Consider the following 25,339-nt stretch of genomic DNA (forward strand, 5'->3'; position numbering starts at 1 on the left):
CGCTCACACGCCACTGACGCGCCGCTGACACCGCTACCGTGGGGGCGTGACCGACATCGAGACCCCCGACGGCGTGCGGCTCCGTCTCGACATCGCGTACGACGGAGCAGCCTTCTCCGGCTGGGCCCGCCAGCCGGGCCTCCGCACCGTGCAGGGCGCGCTCGAGTCGGCGCTCGCCACGGTCTTCACCCGGTGGGGCGAGCCGCCGGTCCTCACCGTCGCGGGCCGCACGGACGCCGGCGTGCACGCCACCGGACAGGTCGCCCACCTCGACCTCTCGCCCGAACAGTGGGGGGCGTTGCGGGCCAAGCGCGGCACCACCGGGCGCTCGCCGCTGGACGGTCTCGTGAAGCGGGTGAACGGCATCGCGGCGCCCGAGGGCGACGTCGTGGTCACGCGCGCCTCGATCGCCCCGGACGGGTTCGACGCCCGGTTCTCCCCCCTCTGGCGTCGCTACCAGTACCGGGTCGCGGACGCCGACACACCCCGCGACCCACGTCGTCGTGGACACACCACCTGGCACCCGACGCGTCTCGACCCCGCTGCGATGGAGCGCGGTGCGCTGGTGCTGCTCGGGCTGCACGACTTCGCGACCTTCTGCAAGCCGCGCGACGGGGCGACCACGATCCGGACGCTCCAGGAGTTCCGCTGGGACCGCGAGCCGGACGGCACACTGGTGGCGAGCCTCCAGGCCGACGCGTTCTGCCACTCCATGGTGCGCGCGATGGTCGGGGCGACCATCGCCGTCGGCGAGGGCCGCTTCGGCCTGGAGCGCCTCGAGGCGCTGCGGCGCGCGCAGCAGCGCACCAGCGAGTTCAAGGTGGCGCCGGCCCGCGGGCTCACCCTGACCGAGGTCGGCTACCCGGCCGACGACGCGCTCGCGGCGCGGGCCGACCAGACCCGTGCGCGCCGGACGGTGGACGGACCCGCCACCGGTACGGTCGGGGGATGAGCTCCCGCACCGCCCGGTCCGTCGTCTCCGTCGCGCCCGGTGTGGTGTTCGTCGAGGGACCGGTGTCGAACTGGGTCGTCCTCGCCGAGGAGGACGGGGTCGCCCTGATCGACGCCGGGTACCCCGCGGACACGGACCTCGTGCTCGACACCGTGCGCTGGGCGGGCCACGACCTCGACGACCTCCGCCGCGTGTACGTCACCCACGGGCACGTCGACCACGTCGGCGGCATCCCCGGGATCCTCGAACGGTTCCCGCGCGTCGAGGTGCTCGCCCACGCGGACGAGGTCGACAACGTCCGCGGTCCCGGGCGGCAGCAGGTCACCCCCGCGGAGATCGGCGGGCGGCTCGCGGCACCACGGGTGCTCCGGTGGCTCGCCCGGGCGATCGCGTCCGACGCGCTCCGACCGACGACCGTCCCGACCGTCCGCGCCTTCACCGCTGCGGACTTCGACGGCCGCGCGATCACCCCCTTCCCGGCCGACGGCCACACCGCCGGGTCGACGGCGTACCTCCTCCCGGCCGCGGACGCGATCGTCACGGGTGACGCGGTGGTGTCGCGGCACGACACGCAGCCGGCGTCCTGGGCGCCGCGCCCCCGGATGATCACGCCGTTCTTCACGGCCGACCCGGGACGGGCACTCGAGTCGGCGCGAGCGCTGCCGATGCCGGGCATCCTGCTCCCCGGTCACGGCCCGGCGGTGCACCGCGTCGGGTCGGAGTGGCTGCCCGTCCCGCACTGAGTCGTCCCGGGACGTTCGTACCGGGAAGCAATCATTTACCTGTCCGCAACCTGAGCGACCGTCCAGGCAGGTAGGTTCCGAGGGTCGTTGCCCCCCGACCGGGGGGAGCCAACCCACGAACGCGAAGGTCCTCATGCTCCGAACCGAACGCTCGGCGGGGGTGACGAGCCGCACGCTGGTGTGCGCCGTCACCGCCGCAGCCCTCGTCGCCGCCCCGCTCGTCGCCGCCGCCCCGGCGTCGGCGAACCCGGACGGCACCGGCCTCGTCATCGAGGAGGCCTACCTCAAGGGCGGCAGCGCGAACCAGCCGTTCACGAACAAGTTCGTCGAGCTCGGCAACCCGACCGACGCCCCGATCAGCGTGGACGGGTGGTCGCTCCAGTACCGCGCCGCGACCAGCACGGGTGCGCCGTCGGTCGGCAGGCTCGCCGGCTCGGTCCCCGCGCACGGCACGTACCTCGTGCAGATGGGGTCCAACGGGTCGACCGGTCAGGCGCTGCCCGAAGCCGACGCCGTCACGGGACTGAACCCGTCGGGGTCGACGGGCACGCTCGTCCTCGCCGACCAGGCGACCGCGCTGACCCTCCCCGCCGGTGCCGTCACGACCGGGACGCCCGGTGTCGTCGACCTGCTCGGCTACGGCACGTCGAACACCTTCGAGACCGCGGCCGCCACGACCGGCACCGCCAACTCGGTGCCGGACGCGCTGACCCGCACGGGCACGACCGACACGGACTCGAACGCGGCGGACTTCTCGCTGACGAGCACGGTCACCCCGGAGAACGCGGCCGGCGAGACGACCCAGCCGACGGACCCCACCGACCCGACGGACCCCACCGACCCGGGCACGCCGGCGACACCGGCCGAGCAGGTCACCATCGCGCAGCTGCAGGGGACGGCGGACACCTCGCCGTACGTCGGCAAGACCGTGCGCACGGACGGCGTCGTCACCGCCGTGTACGCCACGGGCGGGTTCAACGGCTACACGATCCAGACGGCCGGCACCGGCGGGGCGCTCGACCTGGCGACGCACACGGCGTCGGACGCCGTCTTCGTGTACTCCTCGGCCACCGCGGCGAAGGTCGCGATCGGCGACGTCGTGCGCCTCACGGGCGCGGTCTCCGAGTTCAACGGTCTGACCGAACTCACCGTCCCGACCGCCGCGGGTCTCGAGCAGCTCCCGAAGGACGGCGTCGCCAAGCCCGTGCCCGCGACGCTCACGTTCCCGCGCACCGACGCACAGCGCGAGTCGCTCGAGAGCATGCTCGTCGCGCCGCAGGGGGACTACACGGTCGCCGACAACTACACGACGAACCAGTACGGCGAGGTCGTGCTCGCGAGCGGGAAGCAGCGACTGCTCCAGCCGACGGAGGCCGCCCGTCCGGGCAGCGCCGCAGCCGCCGCGGTCGTCGCCGACAACGCCGCGCGCAAGGTCGTGCTCGACGACGGCGCGAGCACGAACTTCCTCAGCGCCGCCAACCAGTCGATCCCGGTCTCCTGGCTCACCCAGGGCCCGGTCACGGTCGGCGCCGCCGCGACCTTCGACGAGCCCGTCGTCCTCGACTTCCGGAACGACGCGTGGAAGTTCCAGCCGACCTCGCCGATCACCGGGGCCACCCCGGCAGCGGACCTGCCGGTGTCGTTCTCGAACGTCCGCACCGCAGCGCCGGAGAACGTCGGCGGGGACGTCAAGCTCGCCGGGTTCAACGTCCTGAACTACTTCCCGACGACCGGCGACCAGCTCACCGGCTGCACGTACTACACGGACCGTGACGGCGACCCCGTGACCGTCAAGGGCGGCTGCGACGCCCGTGGTGCGGCGAACGCGGACGACCTCGCCCGCCAGCAGGTGAAGATCGTCAAGGCGATCAACGGCCTCGGCGCCGACGTCGTGTCGCTCGAGGAGATCGAGAACTCGGCCCGCTTCGGCCAGGACCGCGACGCCGCCGTGGCCGCCCTCGTCGCCGCCCTCAACGAGGCCACCGGCAAGGACACCTGGGCCTACGCGAAGTCGCCGGCGAAGCTCCCGTCGAGCGAGGACGTCATCCGGCTCGCACTCATCTACAAGCAGGACCGCGTGCAGCCGGTCGGCGGGTCGACGATCCTCACCGACTCGACGGCGTTCGCCAACGCCCGGCAGCCCCTCGCCCAGGCGTTCGCGCCGGTCGTGACCGGGCCCGGCAAGGGCAAGGGCGTCGAGAAGCCGAAGAAGGCGGACACGTTCCTCGTCATCGCGAACCACTTCAAGTCGAAGGGCTCCGGCGAGGGCGCCGACGCCGACCAGGGCGACGGCCAGGGTGCGTCGAACGCCTCCCGTGTGGCGCAGTCGAAGGCGCTCGTGGCGTTCTCGACCGCGATGCAGAAGACCTCCGGCACCGACAAGGTGTTCATGCTCGGCGACTTCAACGCCTACAGCCAGGAGGACCCGGTGAAGGTCCTCGACGACGCCGGCTACACGGACCTCGGCCCGACCGAGGACCCGACCGAGTGGTCGTACGTCTTCAGCGGGCTGAGCGGGTCGCTCGACCACGTGTTCGCGTCGAAGGCGGCCGTGAAGACCGTCACCGGCGTGGACATCTGGAACATCAACTCGGTGGAGTCGGTCGGCCTCGAGTACTCGCGCTACGACTACAACGTCACGGACCTCTACCGCGACGACGTGTTCCGCGCGAGCGACCACGACCCGATCCTGGTGGGCATCGACCTGCCGGGCGTCGGGAAGCCCGGCGGGCCCGGTGACGGTCCGGGCAAGCCCGGTGACGGACCCGGGAAGCCCGGCAACAGCGGGACCGGCCCGATCGCGGCGGCCATCGCGGCGCTCATCGACTGGTTGCGCGGCCTCTTCGGGTGACGGCCGTCCTGACGGACGTGACCACCTGACGGACTGGAGGCGCGGTGCCAGCGGGCACCGTGCCTCCAGTCCGTTGCCGGGCGCGTTCGACAACGCGAGTCGCGTCGGGTAGGCTCTCTCCTTGGTCTGTGCGCCCCGTGCGCCGGACAGTCAGATGAGCCCTCCACCGGGCAGTTCCACGTGCATCGCGCGGGGAACACCCACCGGAGCGGGATTCACGGACTCCTCACCTCGACACGAAAGCAGCACACCTGTGACTCGTACGTTCTCCCCGAAGCCGGCAGACGTCCAGCACGACTGGATCGTCATCGACGCGACCGACGTCGTCCTCGGCCGCCTCGCCACCCACGCGGCTGCGCTCCTGCGCGGCAAGCACAAGGCCACCTTCGCCCAGCACATGGACATGGGTGACTACGTCATCATCATCAACGCGGACAAGGTCGCCCTCACCGGCTCCAAGCTCGCCAAGAAGGTCTACTACCGTCACTCGGGCTACCCGGGCGGCCTCACGGCGACCTCCTACCCGGAGATGCTCGAGAAGCACCCCACCCGCGCCGTCGAGAAGGCGATCCGCGGCATGCTGCCGAAGAACACCCTCGGCCGTGAGCAGCTCAAGAAGCTGAAGGTCTACGCCGGCGCGGAGCACCCGCACGCCGCGCAGCAGCCCAAGGCGTACACCTTCGACCAGGTCGCGCAGTAACGACGGCCACGACGACTTCAAGGACTGATACAACTCATGGCACAGATCGCTGACTCCCTCGACCAGACCCCGGAGAGCTTCACCACGGAGAGCGCACCCGCCGCTGCCGAGGCTGCTCCCCGCCAGATCCTCAACGTCTCGGGCGGTGCCGTCGGGCGCCGCAAGGAGGCCATCGCCCGCGTCCGCCTCGTCCCCGGTGGCGGCGCGTTCACCGTCAACGGCCGCACGCTCGAGGACTACTTCCCGAACAAGCTGCACCAGCAGCTGATCAACGACCCGTTCAAGGTGCTCGAGCTCCTCGGCGCCTACGACGTCACCGCCCGCATCACCGGTGGTGGCCCCTCGGGTCAGGCCGGTGCGCTCCGCCTCGCCATCGCGCGTGCGCTGAACGAGATCGACCGCGAGAACAACCGCCCGGCGCTCAAGAAGGCCGGCTTCCTCACCCGTGACGCCCGCGTCATCGAGCGCAAGAAGGCCGGTCTCAAGAAGGCCCGCAAGGCGTCGCAGTTCTCGAAGCGCTAGTCGCTCACCGAACCCGATCGCAATGCCGCGTCTGTTCGGTACCGACGGTGTTCGTGGTCTCGCCAACGGCGAGCTGACGGCCGCGCTGGCTCTGGGTCTCGCCCAGGCCAGCGCGGCCGTGCTCACACACGGACACCATGCGGACGCCCGTCGGGCGTCCGGTCGACCGCGCCCCCGCGCGGTCCTGGCGCGCGACCCACGCGTCTCCGGTGAGTTCCTCGGCGCGGCCGTCGCCGCCGGGCTCGCCTCCGCCGGCGTCGACGTGCTCGACGCCGGGGTCATCCCCACCCCCGCTGCCGCGTTCCTCGTCGCGGACATCGACGCCGACTTCGGCGTGATGATCTCCGCGTCGCACAACCCGGCCCCCGACAACGGGATCAAGTTCTTCGCCGCCGGCGGCCGCAAGCTGCCGGACGAGGTCGAGGACCGCATCGAAGCGGCCATGCACGACCACTCGGCGCCCACCCCGACCGGTGGCGACGTCGGGCGGATCACGCGCTTCGCCGACGCCGAGGACCGCTACGTCGTGCACCTGCTCGGCACGCTCCCGGCGCGGCTCGACGGCATCCACGTGGTGCTCGACTGCGCCAACGGTGCGGCCTCGGCCGTCTCGCCCGAGGTCTTCGTCAACGCCGGTGCCCGCGTCACCCTGATCGGCGCCGACCCCGACGGCGTGAACATCAACGACGGTGTCGGCTCGACCCACATCGACAACCTGGCGCGGGCCGTGCTCGAGGCGGGGGCCGACGTCGGCATCGCCCACGACGGCGACGCCGACCGCTGCCTCGCGGTGGACGCCGCGGGCAACGCCGTCGACGGTGACCAGATCATGGCGATCCTCGCGCTGTCGCTCAAGGAGCGCGGGCAGCTGGCGTCGGACACCCTCGTGGCGACCGTCATGTCGAACCTCGGGCTCTTCCGGGCCATGTCGGACGCCGGCATCTCGGTCGAGCAGACCGCCGTGGGGGACCGCTACGTGCTCGAGCGCATGAACGAGGGCGGGTTCTCCCTCGGCGGCGAGCAGTCCGGCCACGTCATCTTCCACGAGTACGCCACCACGGGCGACGGCATCCTCACGGGCCTGCACCTCGTCGCGGAGATGGCGCGGACGGGCAAGTCGCTCGCGCAGCTCGCGGAGTGCATGACGGTGTTCCCGCAGGTCCTGCTCAACGTCCGGGGCGTCGACCGCACCGGCCTCGACGACCAGGGCGTGCAGGAGGCCGTCGCGGCGCACACCGCTGCGCTCGGGGACTCCGGGCGCGTGCTGTTGCGCCCGTCCGGGACCGAGCCCGTCGTGCGGGTCATGGTCGAGGCGGCGTCGCAGGCCGATGCCGAGCGCATCGCCGAGGACCTCGCGGACGTCGTGCGTGCGCGGCTCGCGATCGAGGACGCCGCGTAGGGTCCGCCCGCCGAACCCTGCTGCTGCGACCGGCGCGAACCGCCGCCGCACAACCAAAGGCCCTCGGAACCACGTCATCGCGTGGTTCCGAGGGCCTTTGGTTGTGCGAGCGCGATCCGCGCCGCGTGCGCGTGCTCCCGCGCGAGCCCGCCGCGCGTCAGATCTTGCGGAGCAGCACCGAGTTGACCTTGTGGTTCGCGCCCTTCTTGAGCACGAGGGTCGCCCGGGAGCGCGTCGGCAGCACGTTCTCGATGAGGTTCGGCTCGTTGATGGCCCGCCACACCTCCGTCGCCGTGCGCACGGCGTCCTCGCGCGAGAGCGAGGCGAAGCGGTGGAAGAAGGAGTCCGGGCTGGAGAAGGCCTCCTCCTGCAGGGCGAGGAACCGGTCGACGTACCAGGACTCGATGTCCTTCGTCTTCGCGTCGACGTAGATCGTGAAGTCGAACAGGTCGGACAGCGCCAGACGCCCGTTGGTCGGTGCCGCGAGCACGTTGAGTCCCTCGACGATGAGGATGTCCGGCTGCCGGACGACCACCTCGGCGTCGGGCACGATGTCGTACACGAGGTGCGAGTAGAACGGCGCACGGACCTCGGCCGCACCGCTCTTCACCTGGCTGACGAACCGCAGCAGGGACCGACGGTCGTACGACTCCGGGAAGCCCTTGCGGTCCATGATCCCGCGGCGTTCGAGTTCGGCGTTCGGGTACAGGAACCCGTCCGTCGTCACGAGTTCGACCCGGGGCGTGTCCGGCCACCGCTTCGTGAGTTCGCGCAGGAGTCGTGCGACGGTCGACTTGCCGACCGCGACCGAGCCCGCGACACCGATGACGAACGGCGTCCTGCCGGCTCGTTCCCCGAGGAAGCTCGACGTCGACGCGTGCAGGTTCCGCGCGCCGGCCGCGTACAGCGTCAGGAGGCGTGACAGCGGCAGGTAGACCTCTTGGACCTCCTGCATGTCCAACCGGTCGCCGAGGCCGCGCAGCTGCACGATCTCGGTCTCGGTGAGGGACAGGTGCTCCCGCGGCGCGAGCTGTGCCCACTCGTCGCGGGGGATCTCCACGAAGGGGGTCGGGTGCGCGACGGTGGTGTCCGTGATCGGCATGGGGACGAGCGTACCGACGGGAGGCCCGGATCACGTGAGCAGGCGCGCTCCCGTGCACCGTGCCTCCAGTCCGGAGCCCGGTGCGCGTCCGCCGGACGCGGGCCGGTCTGCGCTCGGTGCGGTCAGGCGGGCAGGGCCGCCTCGATGGCGGCGACGACCTCGGGGTCGTCCGGCTTGGTCGTCGGACGGAAGCGCGTCACCCCGCCGTCGGGCGCGACGAGGAACTTCTCGAAGTTCCAGCTGACCCGGCCGGCCTTGCCCGCGCTGTCCGGGGTCTCCTTGAGTGCCTGGTACAGCGGGTGGGCGCCCTTGCCGTTGACCTTGACCTTCTCGGACATCGGGAACGTGACGCCCCACGTCGTCGAGCAGTACTCCTCGATCGCCTCGGACGAGCCGAGCTCCTGCAGGAACTGGTTGCTCGGGAAGCCGAGGACCGTGAAGCCGCGCGGGCCGTACTCCTTCTGCAGTGCCTCGAGCTGCTCGTACTGCGGCGCGAGGCCGCATCGCGAGGCGACGTTCACCACGAGCACCGCCTTGTCGGAGAACTGCCCGAACGTGGTGTGCTCACCGTGCAGCGTCGTGATCTCGATGTCGTCGAACCGTCCCATGTGACGGACGTTAGTCCACCAGGTCGAGATCAGCCTGTCGCCGGACGAAGGCCCGCATGTGCGGCACCGTGTAAGCGATCCGCCCTCGCTGCGGCGCGAACACGATGCCCTTGCCGATGAGTGCCTGACGCGCCTGACTGGTCGCCTTCGCGGGGACGCCCAGGCGGCTCGCGACTTCACCGGTCGAGGACTCACCCTCAGGGTCGTCGGACATCGCGACGAGGTACTGGCGCTCAGCGGGCGTCGCACTCGCCCAGCGCCCGGGGAAGAACCCGCTGTCCAGCTCGGCGTTCCCGCGTTCGATGGCTCCGTCGGCGTCCGCTCGGGTGATCCGCTTGTCCGCCGCCAGGTCCCACGCGGCAGATCCGTACGTCTGCAGGAAGTACGGGTAGCCGCCCGCTGCGTCGACGATGGTGTCGAGCGCGTCCGGGTCGAACGTGACCCCGGACCGCTGCGCCGGCAGGACGAGCGCGTCCGCAGCGGCCCCGGAGGGGAGCGACCCGATCTCGCGGTAGTCGAACAGGCGCTCCGCGTACGACTTCGCCGTGGTGAGCGCCCCGGGCACACTCGGCAGCCCGGCTCCGACCACGACGAACGGCCACTCGCGCTGGCCCGCCCGGTGCTGCACGGAGATCAACGCGGCGAGCAGCGCGGGTTCGAGGTCCTGGAGTTCGTCGACGAACAGCGCGAGCACCCGCTGCTGTTCGCGGAGTGCGGGCGCGAGGTCCTCGACGAGCTCTTCGAGGTCGATCTCGATCACGCCGGTGTCTGCGCGCCCGACCGAGGCCTCGACGTCGACGGAGAACCCCATGCCCCCGAACTGCACGCTGAACGCCTTCACCGTGGCCAACGCGTCCCGCACCGCGGAGGTCAGCGCCCTTCCTCGGTGCAGACGGCGTGCTGCGAGGGCGATCTCACGAGCGAGTCGCCGACGGGTGGTCTGCTGCCCCGAGTCCGATGTCTGCCCTTCCACGTCGACCACGAGCCAGCCGGCCGAGTCGGCCTGCGCCCGGAACTGGTTCAGCAGAACGGTCTTGCCGACTCCGCGGAGCCCGTGCAGGACGAGGCTGCGCGAGGTCTGGCCGCGACGGGACCGCGCGACCAGGAGGTCGAACGCGTCGACCTCGGGCTGGCGTCCGACGAGTTCCGGCGGCCGCAAGCCGGCACCGGGGGCGTACGGGTTCAGTTCGGCGCGCATCTCTCCCAATCTGATCCGGTCTGTGGTGGACATCAGACTACGGCAGAAACCGACAGATGACGAGACGGCATCGATCCGGCCGCTTCGCAGGGTCACCGCCCAGGCAGACCGTAGGATCGAGGCCATGTGTGGAATCGTCGGCTACGTCGGCAGCAACAGCAGTCAGGACGTGCTCCTCGGTGGACTCCGTCGGCTCGAGTACCGCGGCTACGACTCGGCGGGCATCGCCGTCGTGGACGCCGCATCGGACCTCGCCTCGGCCAAGAAGGCCGGCAAGCTCCAGGCGCTCGTCGACGAACTCGAGTCGCACCCCATCGCGGACGGCGGCACCGGCATCGGTCACACCCGCTGGGCCACGCACGGCGGGCCGACCGACGGCAACGCCCACCCGCACCTCGCGGACGGCGGCAAGCTCGCCCTCATCCACAACGGCATCATCGAGAACTTCGCCGAGCTCCGCGCCGAGCTGCAGGCCGAGGGCGTCGAGTTCCTCAGCGAGACCGACTCCGAGGTCGCGGCGCACCTCGTCGCGCGGTCGTTCCGCGAGACCGGGGACCTGACGGACGCCATGCAGCAGGCCGTGCAGTGGCTCGAGGGCGCGTTCACGCTCCTCGTCGTGCACGCCGACCAGCCCGGCGTCGTCGTCGGTGCCCGGCGGAACTCCCCGCTCGTGGTCGGCCTCGGCGACGGCGAGAACTTCATGGGCTCCGACGTCGCCGCGTTCGTCGCGTACACGCAGCGGGCCCTCGCGATCGGACAGGACGAGATCGCCACGATCCGCCCCGACGGCGTCGACGTGATCCACTTCGACGGCACCCCGGCGTCGCCGAGCGAGTTCGAGGTCAACTGGGACGCCTCGGCAGCCGACAAGGGCGGTTGGTCGTCCTTCATGGCGAAGGAGATCAGCGAGGAGCCCGAGGCCGTCGCGAAGACGATCCTCGGCCGCGTCCACGACGGCGCCGTCACCCTGACGGACCTCGACCCGATCGCCGAGCGCCTCGCGACCGTCGAGCGTGTCATCGTCATCGCGTGCGGGACCGCCGCGTACGCCGGCATCCTCGGCAAGTACGCGATCGAGCAGTGGGCCCGTGTCCCCGTCGAGGTCGAGCTCGCACACGAGTTCCGGTACCGCGACCCCGTGCTCGACGAGCGCACGCTCGTCGTCTCGATCAGCCAGTCGGGCGAGACCATGGACACGCTCATGGCCGTCAAGTACGCCCGTGAGCAGGGGGCGCAGGTCCTCTCCATCTGCAACACCCAGGGCGCGACGATCCCGCGCGAGTCCGACGCGGTCATCTACACGCACGCCGGACCCGAGGTCGCCGTGGCCTCGACGAAGGCGTTCATCGCGCAGGGTGTCGCGCTGTACCTGCTCGGGCTGCACCTCGCGACCCTCCGCGGGACGCTGACGGCCGAGCAGATCGCCGAGCAGGTCGCCGAGCTCGAGGGCCTCGCCCCGAAGCTGCAGCAGACCATCGACGACGCGTCCGGCATCAAGGACCTCGCCCGCTGGATGGCGGACACACGGAGCGTCCTGTTCCTCGGCCGCCACGTCGGGTACCCGATCGCGCTCGAGGGTGCGCTCAAGCTCAAGGAGCTCGCGTACATCCACGCCGAGGGCTTCGCCGCCGGTGAGCTCAAGCACGGTCCGATCGCCCTCATCGAGCCCGGGCAGATCGTCTTCGTCATCGTGCCGTCGCCGCGTGACAGCCGCTCGCTGCACCCGAAGGTGGTGTCGAACATCCAGGAGATCCGCGCCCGCGGCGCCCGGGTGATCGCCATCGCGGAAGAGGGTGACGCCGCCGTGCTGCCCTTCGCCGACGAGGTCCTGCGGATCCCGCTGGCGACGCCGCTGTTCGAGCCGCTGCTCGCGGTCGCGCCGCTGCACATGTTCGGCATGGAGCTCGCCGCGGCCAAGGGCCTCGACGTCGACCAGCCGCGCAACCTCGCGAAGTCGGTCACCGTCGAGTAGTCGCTCGTGATCATCGGCATCGGGGTGGACGTCGTCGACCTGGAACGCTTCCGTGGTGTGCTCGAGCGCACCCCGGCGCTCCGGACGCGCCTGTTCACCCCCGCCGAGCTCGTCCGCGACGGTGAACCCCGCCCTGCCGCGTCGCTCGCCGCGCGGTTCGCCGCCAAGGAAGCACTGATCAAGGCCTTCGGCACGAGCGCGGGCCTGAGCTGGCAGGAGCTCGAGGTCGTCGCGGACGACCAGCGGAACCCGTCGCTGACCCTCCACGAGGGTGCTCGGCGGGTGGCGGAGCAGCGTGGCGTGACGAGCGTGCACCTGTCGCTGTCGCACGATGGAGGGATCGCGACGGCGTTCGTGATCATCGAAGGGAAGTCGGATTGACCAGCCACTTGCGGTTGCCGCGCCGGTCGGCGCGGCTGCACCCGCGCCTCCAGGCCGGAGGGGGTGACGCGCGGTGAGCGCGTTCACCGGGATCACCGTCGACCGGGAGGCCCTCATCGCGAACTACGCGACCGTCGCCGAACAGGTGGCACCGTCCGGCGTCATCGCGGTCGTCAAGGCGAACGCGTACGGGCACGGCGCGGCCGACGCCGCGCGGGCCTTCGTGGACGCCGGGGCGGAGTGGCTCGGCGTCGCGGACATCGACGAGGGGATCGCCCTGCGCGAGGCCGGCATCGACGAGGGGACCCGCATCCTCGCGTGGCTGCACGCCCCAGACGAGGACTTCCGTCGCGCCGCGCAGCACGGCATCACACCGGCGGTCTCCAGCGTCTCGCAGCTGTCGGCAGCGGCCGACTCCGAGGTGCCCGCCGTGCACGTGTGCGTCGACACCGGGCTGAGCCGCAACGGCGCCGTCGAGTCGGAGTGGCCCGAGCTCTTCGAGACCGCCGGTCGGCTCGCCCGCAGCGGCTCCCGCACCCGTGTCGAGGGGCTCATGTCGCACCTGGCGAACGCCTCGCGGTCGGACGACCTCGACCAGGACGCCGCGCTCCAGCGTGCGCTCGACGGCCTCGCGGCGAACGGCATCGTGCCGGACATGGTGCACCTCGCGGCCAGCGCCGCGAGCATCGCCGTGCCGGAGACCCGCCGGGACATCGCGCGCGTCGGTGTCGCGCTGTACGGGCTGAGCCCCTTCGCGGACCGCACCTCGGCCGATCTCGGGCTCCGTCCCGCGATGCGCGTCACCGCGGCGGTGCTCCGGACCGTCCCGGTCCGCGCCGGCGAGGGCGCCAGCTACGGGTTCACCTGGCGCGCCGAGCACGACACCCGCCTCGCGGTCATCGGCCTCGGGTACGCGGACGGCTTCGACCGGGCGCTCGGCAACCACGTGTCGGTGCGCATCGGCGACCAGCGGTTCCCGGTCGTGGGCCGCGTCGCGATGAACGCCATGCACGTCGACATCGGTGACGCGGACGTACAGGTCGGCGACGAGGTCGTCCTCTGGGGCGACCCGGCGAACGGCGACCCCGCGGTCGAGGAGTGGGCCGACGCCATCGGCACGATCAACTACGAGATCGTCGCCCGCGTCGGCCGCAGCGTCGAGCGGAGGACCACGTGAGCGCATCACTGCGACAGGCATCGGTCGACCTCGACGCCTACCGGGCGAACCTCGACCTGGTGCGCGAGTGGATGGAACCGGTCGAGCTCATGGCGATCATGAAGGCCGACGCGTACGGCCACGGGCTGGAGCCGATCGCGCTCGCCGCGGTGGACGCCGGTGTGCGGTGGATCGGCGTCCTGACCGTCCCGGCAGCCCTCCGGCTCCGGGCCATCGGTGTCGACGAGGACGTCCGCGTGTTCACGTGGCAGCACGCCCCGGACCTCGACTTCCGCGACGCGATCGACTCCGCGGTCGACCTCGGGGTCTCGAACGTGCCCGAGCTGCAGCGGATCGTCGACGCCGTCGACCACCGACCCGCGCGCGTGCACCTCGGCTTCGACTCCGGCCTCCACCGTGACGGCGCGACGCCGGAGGACTGGCCGGCCCTCGTCGCCGCAGCACTCGACGCCCAGCGCGCCGGTCGGATCGAGGTCGTCGCCGCGTACACGCACCTCGCGGAGTCGTCGGACGACGAGGACACCGCCGCGGTCGCCGCGTTTGACGAGGCCGTCGAGCAGGCCGAGGACGCCGGGCTCGACCTCCCGGTGCGGCACGTCGCCGCATCGCTGGCGGGGCTCGAACGCAAGGAGTTCCGGAAGGACATGGTCCGGATGGGGGCGAACCTGTTCGGCATCCCGGGCGCGGACGGCGTCTCCGCAGCCGACCTCGGTCTGGAGGCCGTGATGACGCTGCGTGCCTCCGTCGCGAAGACGAAGCGCGTGCCCGTCGACACGGGGGTCTCGTACGACTACACGTACCGCACGACCGCGGAGACGACCCTCGCGCTCGTCCCGGTCGGGTACGCGGACGGTGTGCCGCGACTCGCGCAGGGACGGGTGCAGGTCGCGATCAAGGGGAAGCGGTACCCGATCGCGGGCCGGGTCGCGATGGACCAGTTCCTCGTGGACGTCGGCGACGACGAGGTCCGGGTCGGGGACGCTGTGACGCTGTTCGGCACGGGGGAGCACGGGGAGATGACGGTCCTCGAGTGGGGTGAGGCGCTCGACACCATCGGCGAGGAGATCGTCTGCCGCATCGGTGAGCGCGTGCCCCGCGTGTACGAGGGGCACGAGGCCGAGGGGCACGTGGCCGAGTACCTCCGGGGCGAGCGATGACCGAACCGCGCGTCCTCCTCGACACCACCGTCGCCACGACGGAGGAGATGGGCGACCTCGGTGCACGGCTCGCGGGCGTCCTGCGCGCTGGCGACCTCGTCGTGCTCACCGGTCCCCTCGGCGCCGGCAAGACGACGCTCACGCGGGGCCTCGGTGCCGCACTCGGTGCCCGGGGGCAGGTCTCCAGCCCGACGTTCGTGCTCGCCCGGACCCACCCGACGACGAGCGGGCCGGACCTCGTGCACGTCGATGCCTACCGCCTGTCGGACCCGCTGGAGCTCGACGACCTGGACCTCGACTGGGACGGCTCGATCGTGGTGGTCGAGTGGGGTCGCGGCTTCGTCGACGGCATCACCGACGACGTGCTCGACGTCGAGATCGTCCGGGCGACGGGCAGCGCCGGTGACCGGGCAGCCGACGAGGACCTCGACCCGGACGACGTGCCCGACGAACCCCGGCGGGTCATCGTGACCGGTACCGGTGGCCGCTGGGCCGGCGTCCGGCTCTAGGCCCGTCACCGCAGAGCACCTGCTCCGCCACGAGGTCCGGTCGGGTGACGAACGGGTGGTGTCCCGTGGGGACGTCCACCGTCCGCGTCGCCCGCGCTGCGTGGGAGCGCTGGAGGCCGACGGTGGTGCTCCGGTCCTCCGTGCACACCACGTAGGTCGAGTCGACGCCCTGCCATCCCGCACCGGTCGTCGGCGTGACGAAGGCGGTGGCGTCCTGCGCCGTCACCCGCTCCCAGCCCGCCCGCTGCGTGTCCGGGTCGGCGTCCTGCAGGAACCTCGCTCCGAACGACGCGGCGTCGTACCCGCTGACCGCGAGCCGTCCCTCGCCCCCGTCGCCGATCGACACCGGGTCCGGTTCGTCGGCCATGATCGCGCCCTGGGCGGTCCCGACGTCCGGGAGGTACGAGGACACGAACAGCAGCCGAGCGACCGCCGGGTGGTGGCCCGCCTCGGCGATGACGGTCCCGCCGTAGGAGTGCCCGACGACGACCGCGCCGTCGGGGTCGTCGACGTCGTCGAGCGCTGCACGGAGCGCAGCCGCATCAGCCACGAGGCCGGACGTCCCGTCCACCGCCGGTGCTTCGCCGCAGCTCGGGAGGGTGACCGAACGGCTCCGGACGCCGGCGCGGTCGAGCAGTGCTGCCGTGGGCGACCACCACCAGTCGCCGTCGCGGACGAGGGCGCCGTGCACGAAGAGCAGTTCCATGTCGGTGACGCTACGTCGTGGGGAGGTCGCCGTTCCGGCGTTCCGCTCACAGCGATGGAGCAACCGTCGGGGACGCCTACGATGGACGGGTGCTGCTCGCGATCGACACCTCCGCCGGGACGTCCGTCGCCGTCGTCGACCCGTCGACCGGGCAGCAGCTCGCGAGCCGCAGCACCGACGACTCCCGCCGTCACGCCGAGGTCATCGGACCCTTCCTCGCCGAGGTCCTGACAGAGGCCGGCGTCACACCTGCCGAGGTGACGGGCGTCGTCGCCGGCATGGGCCCCGGCCCGTTCACCGGTCTCCGCGTCGGCATCGCCGCCGCCCGCACCTTCGCCGCGGCGCGCGGCGTCCCCTTCCTCCCACTCGTGAGTCACGACGCCGTCGCGGCCGACCAGCCCCAGACCGACCAGCCCCAGGCCGATCAGCCCCAGACCGATCAGCCGCCGACCGGCCCCTTCGTCGTCCTGACGGACGCGCGGAGGCGCGAGGTCTACTGGTCGGCGTACGACGCCGACGGCGTCCGCGTCGCCGGCCCGGGACTCGCCAAGCCGGCGGACCTCGACGAGGCGATCCGCGCCTCCCGTCCGGAAGCGGTCACCTGGGAGCGCGTCACCGCGGTCGCGATCCCGGCCTGGAGGCTCGGCGCGCTCGCCGCGGAACGTCTCGCCTCCGGCGCTCCCTTCGCCGACGACACCCCGCTCTACCTGCGCGACCCCGACGTGACGATGCCGGGAGCCCCGAAGCGGGTCGTCCGGTGACGGGCCTCCCCGACGGGCTGCGGCTCCGACCGGCCCACCCGCAGGACCTCGACGACATCATGTGGCTCGAGCACGTGTCGTTCCCCACGGACGCCTGGTCGGCGTCGCAGATGTCCGGCGAGCTGTACTCGCCGCACGGGTACTACGTCGTGGTCGAGACCGTGGCCGAGGGCACGGCGCCGACGGTCGTGGGGTACGCCGGACTGTCCTCGCTCGCGGGCAACCCGGTCGCCGACGTGCAGACGATCGCGGTCGCCGCCGAGCAGCGTGGGCGTGGCATCGGCAGGGCGCTCTTCACCGAGCTGCTCGACGAAGCGCGTCGTCGCGGCGTGCACGAGGTCTTCCTCGAGGTGCGGGCGGACAACCCGGTGGCACAGGCGATGTACACCGCGTTCGGCTTCGAGCACATCGCCACGCGGCCCCGCTACTACCAGCCGGACGGCGTCGACGCGTGGGTGATGCGCGCGGAGCTGCCCGCGGCACCCGGCACCGGTTCCGTCGGGCCGATCGGACAGGAGGCGCTCGATGAGCACAGCTGAACCGCTCGTGCTCGGCATCGAGACGAGTTGTGACGAGACGGGCGTGGGCATCGTCCGGGGGAACACCCTGCTCGCGAACGTCATCGCGTCGAGCATGGACGAGCACGCCCGGTACGGCGGCGTCGTGCCCGAGGTCGCCGCACGGGCGCACCTCGAGGCCATGACGCCGACGCTGCACGAAGCGCTCGACCGCGCCGGCGTCTCCCTCGACGAGCTCGACGCCGTCGCGGTCACCGCCGGACCCGGGCTCGCCGGTGCGCTCATGGTCGGGGTCGGGGCTGCGAAGGCGCTCGCGGTCGCGACGGGCAAGCCGCTGTACGGGGTGAACCACCTCGTCGGGCACGTCGGCGCCGACGTGCTGCGCTCGGACGGCTCCGAGATCGAACTGCCCACGGTCGCGCTGCTCGTCTCCGGCGGGCACACGTCGCTCCTGCTCGTGCGGGACCTCGTGGGTGACGTCGAGCTCCTCGGCGAGACGATCGACGACGCCGCGGGCGAGGCGTTCGACAAGGTCGCGCGGCTGCTCGGCCTGCCGTACCCGGGCGGCCCGCAGATCGACCGGGCTGCCGCGGACGGTGACCCGACCGCGATCCGGTTCCCCCGCGGCCTGACGCTGCCGAAGGACATGGCGGCGCACCGGTACGACTTCTCGTTCTCCGGGCTGAAGACCGCCGTTGCCCGCTGGGTCGAGAAGTGCCGCGACGAGGGCCGCGAGGTCCCCGTCGCCGACGTCGCCGCGTCCTTCCGCGAGGCCGTGGTCGACGTGCTCCTCACGAAGGCCCTGAACGCGTGCCGCGACACCGGGGTCGACCGGCTCCTGCTCGGCGGCGGGGTGGTGGCGAACGCCCGCCTGCGTGCCGTCGCGACCGAACGCTGCGCAGCCGCCGGTGTCGCGCTCCGCATCCCGCCGTTCGACCTCTGCACCGACAACGGCGCGATGATCGCCGCAGTCGGTGCACGGCTCGTCGCCGAGGGGCACGCGCCGAGCGACCTCGGGATCGCCGCCGACTCGACGCTGCCGGTCACGACCGTCCAGGTCTGAGGCCCGGCGGCGCGGCTCGGCGTCCTGCACGGGCTCGGGCTCCGTGTGGAACGATGGGGGCCGGTGTCCGACGAGTGGGTGCCGGGAGGGGTGGACGCGGTGTCCGATCAGAACCAGTGGCCGAGGCCCGGCCAGTCCGACGAGCAGGCGAGCGGCGGGTACTCCGGCGCCCCGCAGCCCGACGGCGACCGTGCGTCCGACGGCAGCCGTGCGTCCGACCCGACGTCGACCCCGGCGCCCGGTGAAGCACCGAGCGCGCCGCAACCGCCGAGCGCCCCGCAGCCGCCCGAGAACCCGTACGGCCAAAACCCGTCCGGCCAGAACCCGTCCGGCCAGAACCCGTACGGCGCGCAGCAGACCGGCTCGCAGCAGAACCCGTACGCGACGCCCGGGCAGGAGAACCCGTACGCCGCGCCGGGTCAGCAGCCGGGGTACGGGGCGCCGCAGAACCCCTACGCCGCGCCGAGCAACCCGTACGCTGCGCCGAACCAGCAGCAGTACGGGCAGCCGCAGTACGGAGGCCAGCAGCAGTACGGCCAGCAGCAGTACGGCAGCCAGCAGCAGTACGGCCAGCAGTACGGCGGCCAGTACGCCGCGGCGGGCTACCAGCCCTACGCGCAGCGCCCGAAGACGAACACACTGTCGATCCTGTCGATCGTGTTCGCCTTCGCCGGCATCCTGATCTGGCCGATCATCATCCTCACGAGCCCGGCCGGCGCGATCATGGGCCACGTCGCCCTCGGCAAGATCAAGCAGACCGGTGAGGGTGGACGTGGTCTGGCGCTCGCCGGCATCATCGGCGGCTGGGCGCTGACGGGTCTCTGGATCCTCATCATCGGACTCCTGATCGCCCTCTCCATCGCTGCCCGCAGCGGGTCGGGCTACTCCGACGACTTCGGCTCCACGGGCGCGTTCGTCCTCTGAACCCGACGCACGACCCGCACACGACGCGCCCACGACGACGGCCCCCGCACCCGCGGGGGCCGTCGCGGCGTCCGGGGGGACTAGCCGGCCACCTCGCCCAGCCGCTCGCACAGGATCGCGGTGTGCCGTCCCTCCAGGCGGGTGAGCACGAGCGTCACTGCGCGCCGCCCCCGGAGCCGCAACCGCTTCCGGAACTGCGCGGGGTCGACGTCGACTCCGCGCTTCTTGATCTCGACCGTCCCGACGTCGTCCGCGGCCAACCGTGCCGCGAGCTGCTTCACGTCGAGCGGCATGGTGTCGACGACCCGGAACCCCTGCGCGAACGGCGTCGTGACGGCACGGTCCGACGTGACGTAGGCAATGCCGTCGGAGAGCATGCGACCGTCGATCGAGCGGGCGAGGTCCCCGATGAGCCGTGCGCGGATCACGGCTCCGTCGGGCTCGTAGAGGTAGGTACCCAGGGCACCGACGGACACGTCCGGCGCATCGGCGGCCCCGGTCAGCTCGGCGACCCCGTGCGCCCCGATCACGGTCGCGGCGCGCCGGACCCCGTCGCGGGCGAGCGGGCCGAACCAGAGGGCCAGCTCGACGACCTCGCGGTCGACGGACACCCACTGCGCCTCGGCGGTGTCGGGGATGAGGTCGCGGTCGATGCCCGGGCCGAGCTTCACGCCGGTCGGGGTGGTCGTCGCGGCGGCGAACACGGTGTCGAGCGACGGCGACCAGTCGTCCGGGTCGGCCAGGCGCCGGGTGTTCCCGTGTCCGGCGGTGCGGCGGGCGGGGTCCATCCACACGCCGTCGACGCGGGAGAGGTCGAACGCTGCGGCGTCGCCGAGCTCCACACGAGCACCGGGCCACGGCGCGAGGTTGTGCGTCGCGACCGCCGCGGTGACCTCGTCGCGGTCCACCGCGGTGACGTCGAGGTCGAGCGCGGCCATCGCCATCGCGTCGCCGCCGATGCCGCACCCGAGGTCGGCGACCCGCGAGAGCCCGGCGGCGGCGAACCGGCCGGCGTGCTGCGCGGCGACCTGCAGCCGGGTGGCCTGCTCGAGTCCGGCCTCGGTGAAGAGCATGCGCGACGCGAACGGCCCGAACTTCGCGCCCGCCTTCTGTCGGAGCTTCGCCTGGGTCAGGACGGCGGCGACGAGCCCGGGGTCGTGCCCCTCGCTGCGGAGCCGGGAGACCACCCGCACGATCTCGCCGCCGTCGGAGACGCTCGGAGTACGGTCGAGCAGGGCCATCCCCTCGGGGGTGAGCAGCTGGGCGAGATCGGCGGCGTCCATCCTCCGATCCTCCCAGGTGCACACCGAGTCCACCGTGTTGGCACTCGGATTGACCGAGTGCCAACGACCCCCTAGAGTTGGCGTTGGCACTCTCCTGTGCGTAGTGCCAACCCGGTTTTCATCTGTACCGAGTCTGTACCGAGAAAGAAGAGGTCACCGTGGCCGTCAGCATCAAGCCGCTCGAGGATCGCATCGTCATCCGCCAGGTCGAGGCGGAGCAGACCACCGCTTCCGGTCTGGTCATCCCGGACACCGCCAAGGAGAAGCCCCAGGAGGGCGAGGTCGTGGCCGTGGGCCCGGGCCGTGTCGACGACAACGGCAACCGCATCCCGCTGGACATCGCCGTCGGCGACAAGGTCATCTACTCCAAGTACGGCGGCACCGAGGTCAAGTACTCGGGCGAGGACCTGCTGGTCCTCTCGGCCCGCGACGTCCTCGCGGTCGTCGTGCGCTGAGTCCAGCCCACTCCTCGAACGCCCCGTCGGCCACCTGGTCGGCGGGGCGTTCGTGCGTCCGCGCTCGGTCCGGCGGGTGGTCACCGAGCGTTCCTGCCGGGAGGCACGGTGTGATCCGCAGCGTCGGCGCCGCTTCCTAGGATGGTTCCGTGAGTGAACCGACGACCGTGCGCCCGGCCCGCAGCGAGGCATCCGTCGGTGTCGTCCAGGCGATCGTGGCGTACGGGCTGTGGGGACTCATGCCGCTGCTCTTCGCGGCGATGTCCCCGGCCGGCGCGTTCGAGATCGTGGCGTGGCGCATCGTCTTCGGCCTGGTGTTCTGCGTCGTCGCGATCGCCGTGACCCGGTCGTGGCTCCGGACCCGCTCCCTGGTCGCCCAGCGTCGGGTGATGCTCGTGATGGGCCTCGCCGCGGTGCTCATCCTCGTGAACTGGACCGTGTACGTCGCCGCGACGACCACCGGCCACACCGTCGAGGCTGCGCTCGGGTACTTCATCAACCCGCTCGTCACGATCGCACTCGGCGTGGTCGTGCTGCGCGAACGCCTCCGTCCGGCGCAGTGGACGGCCGTGGGCATCAGCATCGTCGCGGTCGTCGTCATCGCGGTCGGGTACGGGCAGGTGCCGTGGATCTCGCTCGCCCTGGCGTTCTCGTTCGGACTGTACGGGCTCGTGAAGAAGCGGGTCGGCGGGACGGTCGACGCGCTGAGCGGCCTGACGATCGAGACCGTGTGGCTGCTGCCGATCGCTGTGGTGGCCCTCGTGGTCATGGGCGTGACGGGCCTCGGCGGCGGTCTGACGTTCACGAGCGAGGGCTGGGTGCACGTCCTCGTCACGGTGCTGACCGGCCCGGCGACGGCGGTGCCCCTGCTGCTGTTCGCGTCCTCGGCGCGGCGGGTGAGCCTGTCGACCCTCGGGCTCACGCAGTACCTCGCGCCGGTGATGCAGCTGCTCGTCGGTGTGGTCGTGCAGCACGAGCCGATGCCGCCCGAGCGGTGGATCGGCTTCGCGATCGTGTGGCTGGCGCTCGTCGTGCTCACGGTGGACAGCTTCGCCTGGGCACGGTCGTCGCGGCGTCGTGCCCAGGCCGCGCCGGTGGCGGACCCGGCCTGACATGCCGGACGCGCGCCGTGCCTCCCGGCCGGTCCGGCGGACGGTCATGCCGAGAACGCGACGCGATCCGCCCTCTCAACCGCGAAAGCGACAGTCCCCCGCGGTTGAACTGCGGGGGACTGTCGCTTTCGCGTACTGGTCGTGCCTACCTGGTCGTGCCTACTTCGAGACCGAGCCCTGGATGGCGCTCTGGTACACGGGCTTGTTGTCCGCGTCGAACTTGTAGATGCCGATGTAGGCGCTCGACGGGTCGTTGTTGTCGTCGAACGGCCCGATGCCGGACGGACCCGTGTAGTGGATGTCCTTCCCGTCACCGAGGAGCGTCGAGCACTCCTTGAACGTCGAGCACTCGGTGCCGCCGTCCGCGCCGGAGACCGCGGCCATGTTGGCCTGGATCGTGCCGGAGTCGGTGCCCTTGCCCTTCACCGCGGCGAGGGCGGCGAGCATCGTGGCGTCGTAGGACTCGGCCGCGTACGAGTAGTCGGCGAGGTCCTTGCCCGAGGACTCCTTGTAGAACGCGGCGAGCTTCTTCTTCAGGTCGTCCTTCGGCGAGGCGCCGGGGATCGTGCCCTGCGCGCCCTCGAGGGTGCCCTTGTCGAAGTCCTTCGAGTAGTCAGCGGTGTTGCCGTCGGACATGTAGATGCTCGACATCTTCGCGTTCTGGGCCTTGAGCTCCGGGATGATCGACTTCGTCTCGTCGAAGGCCAGGACGACGATCGCGTCCGGCTTCGAGTCGAGCGCCGCCGTCACCTCGGACGAGAACGTGGTCTGTCCGGGCGGGAACTCCTGACCCTTGCCCTTGCCGCCGTAGACGACCTGGCCACCGGACGCCTCGACCGCGGCCTGCACCGAGTTGCGGAGACCCGTGCCGTAGGTGTCGTTGAAGACGAGGAACGCGACCTTGGCGTTGCCGTCACCCGTGATGAGCTGGCCGAGGGCCGAACCCTGCACCGAGTCCGGCGGAGCGGTCCGGAAGTAGTAGGACGAGTAGCCCGAGAGGTCGGTCGCGGTGTTCGCGGGGGAGATCTCCACGATGCAGTTGCTCGTGAGCTGGTCGATCACGTTGAGCGTGACGGACGAGGACTCGGCACCGATCGCGACCGGGACCTTCGCATTGACCAGCTTGGTCGCCGCGGCGCTCGACACGGTCATGTCGTTGCTGTCGCCGGAGTCCGTCGCCGGGCTGATCGAGACGTCCTTGCCGAGCACGCCGCCGGCCGCGTTGATGTCCTCGACCGCGAGGCCCACACCGGACTCGGCGGGCGGGTTGAGGTACGCGAGCGAACCGGTGAGCGGCAGGATCGTGCCGATCTTCAGCGCGTCGGTGCTGGGGGAGTCCGGAGCCTTGCAGCTCGCGGCCGGGTCCTTCTTCGCGCCGCCGGAGGCGGACTCCGAAGGCGAGCTGCCGCCCGAGGTGGTGGAACACGCGGCGAGCAGGAGCGCTGCCGCCCCCGCCACTGCCAGTGCCGAGGTGGCACGGGTGGTTCTGATCATCCGTGGAGCCCTTTCTCTGCGCGGGGGCCGGACCGCATCGGGTCGAGCGCGGTGTCCTCCGCGTGGGATGTCGAGAAAGCTAGAGCGGATCTGTTTCGCCCGTGTGACGATCATCCACCCCTGGATGTTTCGTTACAGACCCGTGATGAAAGCTGAGCAGCCGCACAACCGTCCCGTACCCCGGATGCACGAACGCCCCGCTCCTCACTGAGGAACGGGGCGTCCGGGGCGGTCGCGCGGACCGATCAGCGGCTGTAGTTCGGGGCCTCGACGACCATCTGCACGTCGTGCGGGTGCGACTCCTTGAGCCCTGCCGGGGTGATCCGGACGAACTTGCCGCGGGCCTTGAGCTCCGGGACGGTCCGGCCGCCGACGTAGAACATCGACTGCCGCAGGCCGCCGACGAGCTGGTAGACGGCGTTCGCGACGGAGCCGCGGTACGGCACCTGGCCCTCGATGCCCTCCGGGATGAGCTTGTCGTCCGAGGGGACGTCGGCCTGGAAGTAGCGGTCCTTCGAGTACGAGGTCTTCTTGCCGCGGGTCTGCAGCGCGCCGAGGGAGCCCATCCCGCGGTACGCCTTGAACTGCTTGCCGTTGACGAAGACGAGGTCACCGGGGGACTCGTCCGTGCCCGCCAGGAGCGAGCCGAGCATCACGGTGTCGGCGCCGGCGACGAGGGCCTTCGCGATGTCGCCGGAGTACTGCAGGCCGCCGTCGGCGATGACCGGGACGCCGGCCTCACGCGCCGCGAGGGAGGCCTCGTACACGGCGGTGACCTGCGGGACGCCGACGCCCGCGACGACGCGGGTGGTGCAGATCGACCCGGGACCGACACCGACCTTGACCGCGTCGACGCCGGCGTCGATGAGGGCCTGCGCACCCGCACGGGTCGCGACGTTGCCGCCGATCACGTCGACACCGGCGAACGCCGGGTCGGCCTTGATCCGGCGGACCATGTCGAGCACGCCCTCGCTCTCGCCGTTGGCGGTGTCGACGACGAGGACGTCCACGCCTGCCTCGAGCAGGGCGGTCGCGCGCTGCCAGGCGTCGCCGAAGAAGCCGATGGCCGCGCCGACGCGCAGGCGACCTGCGTCGTCCTTCGTGGCGTCGGGGTACTTCTCGCTCTTGTCGAAGTCCTTGACGGTGATGAGGCCCTTGAGACGACCGGACTCGTCCACGAGGGGGAGCTTCTCGATCTTGTGCTCGGCGAAGATGGCGACGGCGTCGTCGGGGTCGATGCCGACCGGGGCCGTGATGAGCGGCGCCTTCGTCATGACGTCGCGCACGAGCGTGGTCTGGTGCTCGAACGGGGCGACGAAGCGCATGTCGCGGTTCGTGATGATGCCGACGAGCTTTCCGTCGCCCTCGACCACGGGCAGGCCGGAGACGCGGAACTGACCGCAGATCGCGTCGACCTCGGCCACGGTGGCGTCGGGGGTGGTCGTCACCGGGTTCGTGATCATGCCCGACTCGGAGCGCTTCACCTTGTCGACCGCTGCGGCCTGGTCGGCGATGGACATGTTGCGGTGCAGGATGCCGATGCCGCCCTGGCGTGCCATGGCGATCGCCATGCGGGCCTCGGTGACGGTGTCCATCGCCGCGGAGAGCAGCGGGACGTGCACCTGGATGCGCTTGGTGAGCCGGGACGTCGTGGACGCCTCGCTCGGGATGACGTCGGTGTGCCCGGGCAGGAGCATGACGTCGTCGTACGTGAGTCCGATGAATCCGAACGGATCCGGCTGGTCCATGAGT

Annotated in this window: 24 protein-coding genes; 17 read left to right on the top strand and 7 right to left on the bottom strand. The window is 71.5% G+C overall.

What is annotated here, in order from left to right; all coding sequences use genetic code 11:
- Nucleotides 1-46: 46 nt before the first annotated feature.
- The 6 genes from QPJ90_RS06325 (at nt 47) to glmM (ending at nt 7,167) form a co-directional block, all read left to right on the top strand.
- Nucleotides 47-952: a tRNA pseudouridine synthase A gene (locus QPJ90_RS06325; protein WP_290133589.1), complete on the top strand. Its 906-nt coding sequence runs from the start codon at nt 47-49 to the stop codon at nt 950-952.
- Nucleotides 949-1,695, top strand: coding sequence for an MBL fold metallo-hydrolase (locus tag QPJ90_RS06330; protein WP_290133590.1), 747 nt, complete (start codon nt 949-951; stop codon nt 1,693-1,695). The genes QPJ90_RS06325 and QPJ90_RS06330 overlap by 4 nt, the downstream gene beginning before the upstream one ends.
- A gap of 133 nt (nt 1,696-1,828) precedes the next feature.
- Nucleotides 1,829-4,546: an ExeM/NucH family extracellular endonuclease gene (locus QPJ90_RS06335; protein WP_290133591.1), complete on the top strand. Its 2,718-nt coding sequence runs from the start codon at nt 1,829-1,831 to the stop codon at nt 4,544-4,546.
- Nucleotides 4,547-4,799: 253 nt separating this feature from the next.
- Nucleotides 4,800-5,246 (top strand): 50S ribosomal protein L13, encoded by a 447-nt coding sequence (gene rplM / locus QPJ90_RS06340; RefSeq protein ID WP_022904636.1) that lies wholly within the window; start codon nt 4,800-4,802, stop codon nt 5,244-5,246.
- 36 nt (nt 5,247-5,282) lie between these two features.
- Nucleotides 5,283-5,768, top strand: coding sequence for a 30S ribosomal protein S9 (gene rpsI, locus QPJ90_RS06345; protein ID WP_175328271.1), 486 nt, complete (start codon nt 5,283-5,285; stop codon nt 5,766-5,768).
- A gap of 22 nt (nt 5,769-5,790) precedes the next feature.
- On the top strand, nt 5,791-7,167 hold the full coding sequence (gene glmM, locus QPJ90_RS06350) for a phosphoglucosamine mutase (RefSeq protein ID WP_290133592.1): 1,377 nt from the start codon (nt 5,791-5,793) through the stop codon (nt 7,165-7,167).
- Between the two features lie 157 nt (nt 7,168-7,324).
- Here the strand turns inward: glmM and coaA are convergent, their stop codons facing one another.
- The 3 genes from coaA to QPJ90_RS06365 all read right to left on the bottom strand — a co-directional run bounded on the left by coaA (nt 7,325) and on the right by QPJ90_RS06365 (nt 10,108).
- On the bottom strand, nt 7,325-8,269 hold the full coding sequence (gene coaA, locus QPJ90_RS06355) for a type I pantothenate kinase (protein WP_290133593.1): 945 nt from the start codon (nt 8,267-8,269) through the stop codon (nt 7,325-7,327).
- Nucleotides 8,270-8,391: 122 nt separating this feature from the next.
- Nucleotides 8,392-8,877, bottom strand: coding sequence for a glutathione peroxidase (locus tag QPJ90_RS06360; protein ID WP_290133594.1), 486 nt, complete (start codon nt 8,875-8,877; stop codon nt 8,392-8,394).
- Nucleotides 8,878-8,887: 10 nt separating this feature from the next.
- On the bottom strand, nt 8,888-10,108 hold the full coding sequence (locus QPJ90_RS06365; protein ID WP_290133595.1) for an ATP-binding protein: 1,221 nt from the start codon (nt 10,106-10,108) through the stop codon (nt 8,888-8,890).
- Nucleotides 10,109-10,199: 91 nt separating this feature from the next.
- Between QPJ90_RS06365 and glmS the strand changes: the two genes are divergently transcribed.
- From glmS to tsaE, 5 genes are all read left to right on the top strand, one after another.
- Nucleotides 10,200-12,047 carry a glutamine--fructose-6-phosphate transaminase (isomerizing) gene (gene glmS / locus QPJ90_RS06370; RefSeq protein WP_290133596.1) on the top strand — a complete coding sequence of 616 codons (1,848 nt, stop codon included), beginning with the start codon at nt 10,200-10,202 and terminating at the stop codon, nt 12,045-12,047.
- Between the two features lie 6 nt (nt 12,048-12,053).
- A complete protein-coding gene (locus QPJ90_RS06375) occupies nt 12,054-12,428 on the top strand; it encodes a holo-ACP synthase (RefSeq protein ID WP_290133597.1) in 375 nt (124 codons plus the stop codon).
- 73 nt (nt 12,429-12,501) lie between these two features.
- On the top strand, nt 12,502-13,605 hold the full coding sequence (gene alr, locus QPJ90_RS06380) for an alanine racemase (protein ID WP_290133598.1): 1,104 nt from the start codon (nt 12,502-12,504) through the stop codon (nt 13,603-13,605).
- Nucleotides 13,602-14,762 (top strand): alanine racemase, encoded by a 1,161-nt coding sequence (alr, locus tag QPJ90_RS06385; protein WP_290133599.1) that lies wholly within the window; start codon nt 13,602-13,604, stop codon nt 14,760-14,762. The genes alr (QPJ90_RS06380) and alr (QPJ90_RS06385) overlap by 4 nt, the downstream gene beginning before the upstream one ends.
- Complete coding sequence (gene tsaE, locus QPJ90_RS06390) at nt 14,759-15,271, top strand: tRNA (adenosine(37)-N6)-threonylcarbamoyltransferase complex ATPase subunit type 1 TsaE (protein WP_290133600.1); 513 nt, start codon at nt 14,759-14,761, stop codon at nt 15,269-15,271. The genes alr (QPJ90_RS06385) and tsaE overlap by 4 nt, the downstream gene beginning before the upstream one ends.
- On the opposite strand, the gene QPJ90_RS06395 is transcribed toward tsaE, so the two are convergent.
- On the bottom strand, nt 15,225-15,977 hold the full coding sequence (locus QPJ90_RS06395) for an alpha/beta hydrolase (RefSeq protein ID WP_290133601.1): 753 nt from the start codon (nt 15,975-15,977) through the stop codon (nt 15,225-15,227). The two genes, tsaE and QPJ90_RS06395, sit on opposite strands and share 47 nt — an antisense overlap.
- Before the next feature lie 89 nt (nt 15,978-16,066).
- Here QPJ90_RS06395 and tsaB point away from each other — a divergent pair, with 89 nt between their 5' ends.
- From tsaB to QPJ90_RS06415, 4 genes are all read left to right on the top strand, one after another.
- Nucleotides 16,067-16,738 (top strand): tRNA (adenosine(37)-N6)-threonylcarbamoyltransferase complex dimerization subunit type 1 TsaB, encoded by a 672-nt coding sequence (tsaB, locus tag QPJ90_RS06400; protein ID WP_290133602.1) that lies wholly within the window; start codon nt 16,067-16,069, stop codon nt 16,736-16,738.
- The gene (gene rimI / locus QPJ90_RS06405) at nt 16,735-17,277 is read left to right on the top strand and encodes a ribosomal protein S18-alanine N-acetyltransferase (protein WP_354670492.1); all 543 of its coding nucleotides are present in this window, start codon (nt 16,735-16,737) and stop codon (nt 17,275-17,277) included. Before tsaB ends, rimI begins: the two co-directional genes overlap by 4 nt.
- Nucleotides 17,264-18,319, top strand: coding sequence for a tRNA (adenosine(37)-N6)-threonylcarbamoyltransferase complex transferase subunit TsaD (gene tsaD, locus QPJ90_RS06410; protein ID WP_290133603.1), 1,056 nt, complete (start codon nt 17,264-17,266; stop codon nt 18,317-18,319). The genes rimI and tsaD overlap by 14 nt, the downstream gene beginning before the upstream one ends.
- 63 nt (nt 18,320-18,382) lie before the next feature.
- Nucleotides 18,383-19,243 carry a DUF4190 domain-containing protein gene (locus QPJ90_RS06415; RefSeq protein WP_290133604.1) on the top strand — a complete coding sequence of 287 codons (861 nt, stop codon included), beginning with the start codon at nt 18,383-18,385 and terminating at the stop codon, nt 19,241-19,243.
- 80 nt (nt 19,244-19,323) lie between these two features.
- Here QPJ90_RS06415 and QPJ90_RS06420 read toward each other — a convergent pair whose 3' ends face one another.
- Nucleotides 19,324-20,526 (bottom strand): class I SAM-dependent methyltransferase, encoded by a 1,203-nt coding sequence (locus QPJ90_RS06420; RefSeq protein WP_290133605.1) that lies wholly within the window; start codon nt 20,524-20,526, stop codon nt 19,324-19,326.
- Nucleotides 20,527-20,684: 158 nt separating this feature from the next.
- On the opposite strand from QPJ90_RS06420, the gene groES reads away from it, so the two are divergent.
- Both groES and rarD read left to right on the top strand, forming a co-directional pair.
- On the top strand, nt 20,685-20,981 hold the full coding sequence (gene groES / locus QPJ90_RS06425) for a co-chaperone GroES (RefSeq protein WP_022904625.1): 297 nt from the start codon (nt 20,685-20,687) through the stop codon (nt 20,979-20,981).
- Between the two features lie 149 nt (nt 20,982-21,130).
- Nucleotides 21,131-22,093, top strand: a complete 963-nt coding sequence (gene rarD / locus QPJ90_RS06430; protein WP_290133606.1) for an EamA family transporter RarD — start codon at nt 21,131-21,133, stop codon at nt 22,091-22,093.
- 159 nt (nt 22,094-22,252) lie between these two features.
- Here rarD and QPJ90_RS06435 read toward each other — a convergent pair whose 3' ends face one another.
- Both QPJ90_RS06435 and guaB read right to left on the bottom strand, forming a co-directional pair.
- A complete protein-coding gene (locus QPJ90_RS06435) occupies nt 22,253-23,587 on the bottom strand; it encodes an ABC transporter substrate-binding protein (protein ID WP_290133607.1) in 1,335 nt (444 codons plus the stop codon).
- A gap of 245 nt (nt 23,588-23,832) precedes the next feature.
- Nucleotides 23,833-25,335 carry an IMP dehydrogenase gene (gene guaB / locus QPJ90_RS06440; protein ID WP_290133608.1) on the bottom strand — a complete coding sequence of 501 codons (1,503 nt, stop codon included), beginning with the start codon at nt 25,333-25,335 and terminating at the stop codon, nt 23,833-23,835.
- Nucleotides 25,336-25,339: the final 4 nt, after the last annotated feature.

This window comes from Curtobacterium sp. 458, assembly GCF_030406605.1.
In the GTDB taxonomy this organism is placed as follows: domain Bacteria; phylum Actinomycetota; class Actinomycetes; order Actinomycetales; family Microbacteriaceae; genus Curtobacterium.

Bases quoted from the DNA above. Each gene is read 5' to 3' on its own strand.
- QPJ90_RS06330 (WP_290133590.1), top strand. From the start codon at position 949: ATGAGCTCCCGCACCGCCCGGTCCGTCGTCTCCGTCGCGCCCGGTGTG.
- QPJ90_RS06335 (WP_290133591.1), top strand. From the start codon at position 1,829: ATGCTCCGAACCGAACGCTCGGCGGGGGTGACGAGCCGCACGCTGGTG.
- rpsI (WP_175328271.1), top strand. From the start codon at position 5,283: ATGGCACAGATCGCTGACTCCCTCGACCAGACCCCGGAGAGCTTCACC.
- glmM (WP_290133592.1), top strand. From the start codon at position 5,791: ATGCCGCGTCTGTTCGGTACCGACGGTGTTCGTGGTCTCGCCAACGGC.
- coaA (WP_290133593.1), bottom strand. From the start codon at position 8,269: ATGCCGATCACGGACACCACCGTCGCGCACCCGACCCCCTTCGTGGAG.
- QPJ90_RS06360 (WP_290133594.1), bottom strand. From the start codon at position 8,877: ATGGGACGGTTCGACGACATCGAGATCACGACGCTGCACGGTGAGCAC.
- QPJ90_RS06365 (WP_290133595.1), bottom strand. From the start codon at position 10,108: ATGTCCACCACAGACCGGATCAGATTGGGAGAGATGCGCGCCGAACTG.
- glmS (WP_290133596.1), top strand. From the start codon at position 10,200: ATGTGTGGAATCGTCGGCTACGTCGGCAGCAACAGCAGTCAGGACGTG.
- tsaE (WP_290133600.1), top strand. From the start codon at position 14,759: ATGACCGAACCGCGCGTCCTCCTCGACACCACCGTCGCCACGACGGAG.
- QPJ90_RS06395 (WP_290133601.1), bottom strand. From the start codon at position 15,977: ATGGAACTGCTCTTCGTGCACGGCGCCCTCGTCCGCGACGGCGACTGG.
- tsaD (WP_290133603.1), top strand. From the start codon at position 17,264: ATGAGCACAGCTGAACCGCTCGTGCTCGGCATCGAGACGAGTTGTGAC.
- QPJ90_RS06420 (WP_290133605.1), bottom strand. From the start codon at position 20,526: ATGGACGCCGCCGATCTCGCCCAGCTGCTCACCCCCGAGGGGATGGCC.
- QPJ90_RS06435 (WP_290133607.1), bottom strand. From the start codon at position 23,587: ATGATCAGAACCACCCGTGCCACCTCGGCACTGGCAGTGGCGGGGGCG.
- guaB (WP_290133608.1), bottom strand. From the start codon at position 25,335: ATGGACCAGCCGGATCCGTTCGGATTCATCGGACTCACGTACGACGAC.